Source organism: Paractinoplanes ovalisporus, assembly GCF_016834655.1.
GTDB lineage: Bacteria > Actinomycetota > Actinomycetes > Mycobacteriales > Micromonosporaceae > Actinoplanes > Actinoplanes ovalisporus.
The window spans coordinates 1-1,083 of sequence record NZ_JAENHP010000062.1 but is presented as its reverse complement, the minus strand read 5'-3'; the positions used below and the strand labels follow the sequence as shown (position 1 = coordinate 1,083).

1 rRNA gene is annotated in these 1,083 nt (G+C 56.0%); it reads left to right on the top strand.

The window, feature by feature from the left end:
• A 23S ribosomal RNA gene (locus JIG36_RS51385) occupies positions 1–1,083 on the top strand; the annotation flags it as partial.

The following is a 1,083-nucleotide window of genomic DNA, read 5'->3' as shown; positions in this document are numbered from 1 at the left end:
CCCGAGTAGCAGCGGACTCCTAGAATCTGCTGTGAATCTGCCAGGACCACCTGGTAAGGCTGAATACTTCCTGGTGACCGATAGCGGACGAGTACCGTGAGGGAATGGTGAAAAGTACCCCGGGAGGGGAGTGAAATAGTACCTGAAACCGTTCGCCTACAATCCGTCAGAGCCTTTAGCTTTGTGCTGGGGTGATGGCGTGCCTTTTGAAGAATGAGCCTGCGAGTTAGTGGCACGTGGCGAGGTTAACCTGTGTGGGGTAGCCGTAGCGAAAGCGAGTCTGAAGAGGGCGTTTTTAGTCGCGTGTTCTAGACCCGAAGCGGGGTGATCTAGCCATGGGCAGGTTGAAGCGTGGGTAAGACTGCGTGGAGGACCGAACCCACCAACGTTGAAAAGTTGGGGGATGACCTGTGGTTAGGGGTGAAAGGCCAATCAAACTCCGTGATAGCTGGTTCTCCCCGAAATGCATTTAGGTGCAGCGTCGTGTGTTTCTTGCCGGAGGTAGAGCACTGGATGGTCTAGGGGGCCTACAAGCTTACCGAAATCAGCTAAACTCCGAATGCCGGTAAGTGAGAGCGCGGCAGTGAGACTGCGGGGGATAAGCTTCGTAGTCGAGAGGGAAACAGCCCAGATCACCAGCTAAGGCCCCTAAGCGTGTGCTAAGTGGAAAAGGATGTGGGGTCGCTTAGACAACCAGGAGGTTGGCTTAGAAGCAGCCATCCTTTAAAGAGTGCGTAATAGCTCACTGGTCAAGTGGTTCCGCGCCGACAATGTAGCGGGGCTCAAGCACACCGCCGAAGCTGTGGCATTCACACAATACATCCGCGTCTGAACTTGTTCAGTCGTGCAGTGGTGTGGATGGGTAGGGGAGCGTCGTATGGCGAGTGAAGCGGCGGGGTGACCCAGCCGTGGACGCCATACGAGTGAGAATGCAGGCATGAGTAGCGAATGAAGAGTGAGAACCTCTTCCGCCGAATGACCAAGGGTTCCAGGGCCAGGCTAATCCGCCCTGGGTGAGTCGGGGCCTAAGGCGAGGCCGAGAGGCGTAGTCGATGGATAACGGGTTGATATTCCCGTACCCGC